The 6,821-nt window shown below is 65.5% G+C and carries 10 protein-coding genes; 4 read left to right on the top strand and 6 right to left on the bottom strand.

Translation table 11 applies throughout. From position 1 onward, the window contains the following. On the top strand, window positions 1–457 hold a 457-nt coding region (locus tag KAY22_RS03370), incomplete at its 5' end, for a LysE family translocator (RefSeq protein WP_296619991.1). A gap of 25 nt (window positions 458–482) precedes the next feature. Then, a complete protein-coding gene (locus KAY22_RS03365; RefSeq protein WP_296619988.1) occupies window positions 483–779 on the top strand; it encodes a DUF1244 domain-containing protein in 297 nt (98 codons plus the stop codon). Window positions 780–782: 3 nt separating this feature from the next. Here the strand turns inward: KAY22_RS03365 and KAY22_RS03360 are convergent, their stop codons facing one another. The 6 genes from KAY22_RS03360 to KAY22_RS03335 form a co-directional block, all read right to left on the bottom strand. After that, window positions 783–1,520: a hypothetical protein gene (locus tag KAY22_RS03360; protein WP_296619986.1), complete on the bottom strand. Its 738-nt coding sequence runs from the start codon at window positions 1,518–1,520 to the stop codon at window positions 783–785. 85 nt (window positions 1,521–1,605) lie between these two features. Beyond that, entirely contained in the window at window positions 1,606–2,382 is a 777-nt protein-coding gene (gene xth / locus KAY22_RS03355; protein ID WP_296620000.1) for an exodeoxyribonuclease III, read from the bottom strand. A 59-nt stretch (window positions 2,383–2,441) separates the two neighbouring features. Next, on the bottom strand, window positions 2,442–2,777 hold the full coding sequence (gene erpA, locus KAY22_RS03350) for an iron-sulfur cluster insertion protein ErpA (RefSeq protein ID WP_296619983.1): 336 nt from the start codon (window positions 2,775–2,777) through the stop codon (window positions 2,442–2,444). A 74-nt stretch (window positions 2,778–2,851) separates the two neighbouring features. Then, window positions 2,852–3,406, bottom strand: coding sequence for a M23 family metallopeptidase (locus KAY22_RS03345; RefSeq protein WP_296619981.1), 555 nt, complete (start codon window positions 3,404–3,406; stop codon window positions 2,852–2,854). A gap of 208 nt (window positions 3,407–3,614) precedes the next feature. Then, complete coding sequence (locus KAY22_RS03340; protein ID WP_296619979.1) at window positions 3,615–4,445, bottom strand: ferritin-like domain-containing protein; 831 nt, start codon at window positions 4,443–4,445, stop codon at window positions 3,615–3,617. Beyond that, window positions 4,442–5,356: a histone deacetylase gene (locus tag KAY22_RS03335; RefSeq protein ID WP_296619976.1), complete on the bottom strand. Its 915-nt coding sequence runs from the start codon at window positions 5,354–5,356 to the stop codon at window positions 4,442–4,444. The genes KAY22_RS03340 and KAY22_RS03335 overlap by 4 nt, the downstream gene beginning before the upstream one ends. Window positions 5,357–5,391: 35 nt before the next feature. Here KAY22_RS03335 and KAY22_RS03330 point away from each other — a divergent pair, with 35 nt between their 5' ends. Continuing rightward, a complete protein-coding gene (locus tag KAY22_RS03330) occupies window positions 5,392–6,342 on the top strand; it encodes an alpha/beta hydrolase (protein WP_296619973.1) in 951 nt (316 codons plus the stop codon). Then, window positions 6,339–6,812 (top strand): RNA pyrophosphohydrolase, encoded by a 474-nt coding sequence (locus tag KAY22_RS03325; protein ID WP_296619970.1) that lies wholly within the window; start codon window positions 6,339–6,341, stop codon window positions 6,810–6,812. The genes KAY22_RS03330 and KAY22_RS03325 overlap by 4 nt, the downstream gene beginning before the upstream one ends. Window positions 6,813–6,821 lie beyond the last annotated feature (9 nt).

Raw genomic sequence — 6,821 nt, 5'->3', positions numbered from 1 at the left:
GGGCATGAGCGCGCTGCTGTCGGCGCTTCCCGAGATGCTGACGGCCATAAAGGTCGCGGGCGCGGCCTATCTGATCTGGATCGGCATCAAGAGCTGGCGCGACGACAGCGTACCGGTCGAGCTTGCGGGGGAGGGGGCGGCCGGGCCGGTACTGCGTCCGGCCGACCTGTTCCGCTCGGGTTTCCTGATCAGCATCAGCAACCCCAAGGCGCTGATTTTCGCAGCGGCCTTCTTTCCGCAGTTCGTCAGTCCGGCATTGCCCAAGGCCCCGCAATTCGCGATCCTCGTCGCGACCTTCGTCGTCATCGAGACCGCCTGGTACATGACCTATGCGACGGGCGGACGCACGATGGCGCGCTATTTGAAACGGCCGGAATGGCAGAGGCTCGTCAACCGCGTGAGCGGAGCGCTGTTCATCGCCTTCGGCCTATCGCTGCTCGCCTGGCGGCAGCGCTGACATCGACCTGATCGGGAGAGACGAGATGACCATCGACGATATCGACGACCGCCACGCAGCTGCCGCCTTTCGCCGGCTGATCCGGCATCTGCAGCATCGCGAGGATGCGCAGAACATCGACCTGATGGGTCTGGCCGGATTCTGCCGCAACTGCCTGTCGGACTGGCTCGCCGAGGCGACTGGCGGCGAGATCGGCAAGGAGCAGGTGCGCGAGGCGGTCTACGGCATGCCCTATGCCGAGTGGAAGGCACGCCAGCCGGCGGCTACCCCCGAGCAACTCGCCCGCATGGAAGCGAGCGTCGCGCGCAATCGCGCGTCCTGAGGTTCAGGCCACCAGGCCCGCCGTCCAGCGCGCGAACGCGAGCCATGGCTCGGTCTGCCACACGGCAAAGCGCAGGATCTGCGAAGCGACCATGATCCCGCCTCCGATCAGGGTGGCGCGGTGAACTCTGCCGCGCTGCTTCAGATCCCAGGCGATCAGCGCGAGCAGAAACAGGTCGCTGAATCCGAAGATCACCATCGGACCCGGAACCGAGGGCGGCCAAGGCCAGCGGCCGAAGCCGGGGCTGGTCATCTCGATCATGGCGAGGAACATGTAGCGCTTGTGGCTGGCGGCGTCCCATCGCTTGGCAAGCCCCGCGCCGATCAATCCTGAGAAGACGGGAACGCTGATCAGCGGAATCGCAAGCCAACTCAGCGGCGAGACGATCGGTGGCCCCGAAGCGCGGCCGACCTGATAGAGGGCCGAAACGAGAGCGATCGCGATCATCGCCGGCAGAAGCCCGACAGCCGCCATGCCGAGCTTGCGATGCAGATCACGGCGATCGGATGACACGAGCAGGACTTGCGTTACATAGAGCAGCATCCATGCGGTGAAGATCAGCCCGTGGAGATGGACGAGCGGCGTGAGTGAGGGGATCGGATGCCCGGCGGCGACGACGCCGCGCAGATAATAGGAGGGCAGGAAGCCGATCACGATCGACGCCGCCATCGCGATCGCCGTCCCACCGAAGAACCACCGTTCGGCGCTCATCGCCCGCGCGGCACTTGCCCTGCTCGCCATAACCCGTCCCCCTCGTTGCACCTTTGTGCCGATGTACCGGAGGAAAGACGTTATGGTTGCGCCATTACCTTGGCGCGCTGTTCCCCTACCGCAGTTTGAGCCAGGCCGGGGCGTGGTCGCTCGCCTTCTCGAGGCCGCGCGTATCCTTGTCGACGCCGGCGTCGATCAGCCGGTCCGCTGCCGCCGGGCTCAGCATCAGATGATCGATGCGGAAACCCGCATCGCGCTGCCAGGCGCCCGCCTGATAATCCCAGAAGGTGTAGGCCGGTCCATGTGGATGCACGGTGCGGAGCGCGTCGGTCCAGCCGGCGGCGCAGAGGCGCCGGAAGGCGGCGCGGCTTTCGGGTTGGGTGAGCGCGTCGCTCGCCATCGCCCGTTCCGAAAAGACGTCGTCGGCCGAAGGCGTCGGAATGACGTTATAGTCGCCAGCCAGCACCACCGGTTTTTCGGTTTCCCAGAGCGAGCCGGCATGATCGATCAGCCGGTCGAACCAGGCGAGCTTATAGTCGAACTTCGGCCCCGGAACCGGATTGCCGTTAGGCAGGTAGATCGAAGCGACGATGGCGCCGTTCACCTCTGCCTCGATATAGCGGCTGTGGCTGGGATCGGGATCGTCGGGCAGGCCCTTGCGCCGTTCGACCGGCTGCGCGCCACGGGCGAGGATGGCGACGCCGTTGAAGCCCTTCTGTCCATGCCAGATCGCGCCATAGCCCGCCGCCTCTATATCGGCGATCGGGAAGGTCTCGTCGGAGGTCTTGATCTCCTGCAGGCAGGCGACATCGGGGGCCTTCTGTTCGAGCCATTCGATCAGCCGGGGGAGACGGGCCTTGATCCCGTTGATGTTGAACGTTGCAATCTTCATGGCAGGGGGATAGCGCGCCGCAGTGCCGGCGTCACCCATGCAGAAGCGCGATCAGTCGATCAGATCGAGAAGCTCGAACCGCAGCCGCAGCCCGAGGCGGCGTTGGGGTTGGTCACCCGGAAAGCCGCGCCACCGAGCGATTCGACATAATCGACCGCCCCGCCGCGGACGAGATCGAGACTCATCGGATCGACGACGAGCGAGACGCCATCGCGCACCGTGACGATGTCGTCCTCGGCCGGCGCATCGGCGAGCTCGAATTTATACTGGAAGCCGGCGCAGCCGCCGCCGTCGATCGCGAGACGCAGGATCGGTGGCTTGCCGGTCTTGGTGGCGATCATCGCCACCCGCGCTGCGGCGGACGGGGTGAGGTCGATGTCTGTCGTTGCTTCCATGGGTCTAAGATAGGCATGAAAAAGGCCGTCGACAATCGCCGGCGGCCCTTCTCCCCCCTGATATTCCGTATGTCTTATTCTTCAGGGCCGCCGAGGGCGATCGCCTGGCTCTCTTCGCGCGCTGCCATCAGATAGTTGGCCGACTGCAGGAAGGGCAGCGGATTGACGGCGCGGCCGTCGATGCGGACTTCATAATGAAGATGGTTGCCGGTGGAGCGGCCGGTCGAACCGACATAGCCGATCAGGTCGCCGCGCTTCACGCGCTGGCCGTCCCGCGCGGCAATGCGCGACATATGACCATAGCGGGTGGCGACACCTTTGCCATGATCGATTTCGACCATGTTGCCATAGCCGCCGAACCATTCGGCGCGATCGACGACGCCGTCGGCGGTCGCGTAGATCGGCGTGCCGGAGGGCGAAGCGAGGTCGATGCCCGCATGCATGGCGGCGGCGCCCCGGAACGGATCCGACCGGACGCCGAAGGCGCTGGTGAAGGTGAAGTTGGCGATCGGCTGGATCGACGGAATGGAGATCGCGCCGGCTGCACCGCCGACGTTCACCGCATCCAGCTTCTTCCACGATTGGAAGATCGCCTGGAACTGAGCCGCCGCCCGGGCGTTATCCGACATATCCTCCTGCGCAAGAGCAGGATGTGCCGACGCCGTAACGATCAATGTGGCGGCGATAATCTTGATCTGTACCTGAGAGATGGAGCGAGCAAGTCGGCGTGCGAAACGAACGGCAGTGTCAACTAGGTGCATAATTCCCCCGCGACCGGATGACTCGAACCGGGAAGCCGGTCGACCCTGTTTCGCCGCTGTCAGGAATTGCCCCCCCTCACGCGACGCCGCTCTTGTGTTGGAGATCACAGAGAGCGGCAACCCCGGCCATCATCGCTTTCGTTAAACCGGCTCGCTCGCGCGCCGAATCGTTGAATGGAGGCTTAACCATTCCTCGGAAATGGCGGCCGACCAGCATCGTCCACTGCTCCGTGCAATCGAATCGCTGCTGGTCGCACAGATGCCGGAACCAACGTACGCCAGCCGCCACATGGCCGACTTCATCCTCCGCAATGCGGCACATGACGCGCGTCGACCAGAGGTCACCCGCCGCCTCGAAACGGCTTATCAGAGAAGGGGTTACGTCCAGGCCCCGGGCCTCGAGCACCATCGGTACGACGGCCAGTCTCGCCAGCGGATCGTGTGCGGTGGCTGCCGCAGCCTCCCACAGCCCGTCATGTGCCGGGAGGTCGCCATAGGAAGCCCCGTAGCTTTGCAGGCGCCGCTCGATCAGGGCGAAGTGCATCGCTTCCTCCGCTCCGACGGCCATCCATTCATCGACGAAGGCCGGCGGGAAAAGCGCGCCGAAGCGACCGACCAGATCGAAGGCGAGATCGATCGCGACATATTCGATATGGGCCAGGGCGTGGAGCATCGCGATGCGCGCGCGGGGCGATCCGGCGCGGCCGCGCTTGGGCATGCGCGAGGGCGGAAGGAGCGGCGGCCGCCCGGTCCTGGCGGGCTGGTCGGGCATGGGCATAGAGAAGGCCCAGGCCAGACGTCCGCATCGCCAGTCGCGGGCCGCCTTGCGGGCGGCCTTCACCTTGCCGAGAGGCGATGGCTGGTCGAGCACCGACCGGCAGGCCTCGGAAATGTCGCTGCCGCTCACGCCGCCGTCGGTCCCTCATGAAACTGTCTGTAGAGTGCGAGGATAGACCGGGCATGTCGCCCTGCCACCGCGCTGCGGTCGTCGCCATAGCCGCCGCCCAAGGCGCTGGCGAGAGGGATGCCGCGCTCCGTCGCGGCCTGCATGACGAAACGGTCGCGCAGTTCCAATCCCCGGTCGGTCAGGGCCAGCCGCCCGAGCCGGTCGTCGTGATGCGGGTCCACCCCTGCCTGGTAGAGAATGATGTCGGGGATATGCGCATCAAGCGCCGGCAACAGATGTTCGGCGAGTGCCGCCATATAGTCTGCATCGTCCGTGCCGTCGGGAAGCCCCAGGTCGAAATCCGACCGCGCCTTGCGCGCCGGAAAATTGCTCTCTGAATGGATCGAGAAGGTGAAGATATCGGGCCGGTCATGCAGCAGTGCGGCGGTGCCATCGCCCTGATGGACGTCGAGATCGACGATCATGACGCGTGCGACCCGACCTTCGGCAATCAGCCTGTTCGCCGTGATCGCCAGGTCGTTGAACACGCAATAGCCCGCGCCATGCGCCGCCTGCGCATGATGACTGCCGCCCGCCGCATTAGCCGCGAAGCCGTGGCGCAGCGCGAGCATCGCGGCGAGCCAGGTCCCGCCGGGCGCGAGGACCGCGCGGCGCGCGACATGTGCGGTGACCGGGAAGCCGATGCGCCGCTCGATTGCCGTCGGGACCCGGCAGTTGCGGACCTGCTCGACATAGGTGGGGTCGTGCAGCGCCTCGATCCATTTCGTCGGCATGGGCTCGGGCTCACGAATCTCCATGGCGATGCCGCTCTGTTCGAGGGCTGTCATGACGAGCTGATATTTATCGAAGCTGAAACGGCTTCCCGCAGCCGGCGGAGAGACATAATCAGGATGATGGACGACGCGAAGCATCCTGCGACGCTAGCGCCTTTTGCCGATGGAAAGCCATGAACGAACAATTCATCCGTCCCGACGTCCGCGCCTTTCTCGACGACATCAATTCCAGGCCGGGGCCCAAGACCTATGAAGTCGCCCCCCCCACGGCGCGCGTCATGTCGGCGCGCCTGCGCGATCTGGCCGATGTCGACAGCGCGCCGATCGCTACGCGCGAAGATCTGCTGATCCCGACTCATGACGGCCGCACCATCGCTGCGCGCTTTTACGATTCGCGCGGCGACCGTGAGGATGGGCCGCTGGTCATTTTCTACCATGGCGGCGGCTTCGTGCTCGGCGATCTCGATCTGTACGATGCGGCTGTGACCGACATCGCGATCGGACTCGACCTGCCCGTGCTGTCGGTCGACTATCGGCTGGCCCCCGAACATCCCTGGCCGGCCGGGCCCGACGATTGCGAGATCGCGACGCGCTGGGTGGCATCGCAGGCGGTTCTGTTCGGTCGCCGCTTCGATTCGCTCGCGCTGTGCGGCGACAGCGGCGGCGGGACGCTTGCCATCGTCACCGCGATGGCGCTGCGGAACGAGCCCGCCGCGCTCCCGGTGATCGCGCTGTGGCCGCTCTATCCGGCGGTCGATCTGCGCAAGCGCTTCCCGTCGACCGAGCGCCTGGGTAACGGCTATATGCTGACGCTCGATACGCTGCGCTGGTTCAACGAACATTATGCGCCCGACTTCAATCATTGGCGCGCGTCGCCGGGCCGGGGGGACCTCCGTGGTATGCCGCCCGCGCTGGTGGGCGGGGCGACGCTCGATCCGCTGCTCGATCAGGCGCGCGCCTATGCGATGGCCTGCGTCGAAGCCGGTGTGCCGGTCACCTATCGCGAGGCCAGGGGCAATATCCACGGCTGGCTAACCTTGCGGCGGGGCATCCCCTCGTCCGAGCAGGACCTGCAAAGCTCGCTCGCGGCGTTTCGCAACCTCATCGAGGAATATCGCCCGTGAAGCCGACGCTCCCCTATCGCCCCGCTGCCGCAATCATGCTGCTCAATGCGGAGAACAAGGTCTTCGTCGCCCAGCGTATCGATAATCTCGCCGAAGCCTGGCAGATGCCGCAGGGCGGTCTCGACAAGGGCGAGGATCCGCAGGCGGGTGCGCTGCGCGAACTGGAAGAGGAGACCGGCATCCCGCCGCACCTCGTCGAGATCCTCGGCAAGGCGCCGGAGGAGCTGCTCTACGATCTGCCGCCCGAACTGATGGGAAAGATCTGGGGCGGCAAATATCGCGGGCAGGCGCAGCATTGGTTCGTGGCTCGCTTCCTGGGTCGGGACGAGGACGTCAATCTGGAAACCGCCGAGCCGGAATTCCGCGCCTGGAAATGGGCGGATGCGGACAGCCTGGTCGACCTGATCGTGCCGTTCAAGCGCGATCTCTATGCCCGCGTCGTCGAATTATTCCGGCCTTACCTCATCTGAATCTCATCT

Origin of the sequence: Rhizorhabdus sp., assembly GCF_018006725.1 — a bacterium.
In the GTDB taxonomy this organism is placed as follows: Bacteria; Pseudomonadota; Alphaproteobacteria; order Sphingomonadales; family Sphingomonadaceae; genus Rhizorhabdus.
Note: the sequence above shows the minus strand (reverse complement) of the source record. Positions and strands in the feature narration are given on the sequence as shown.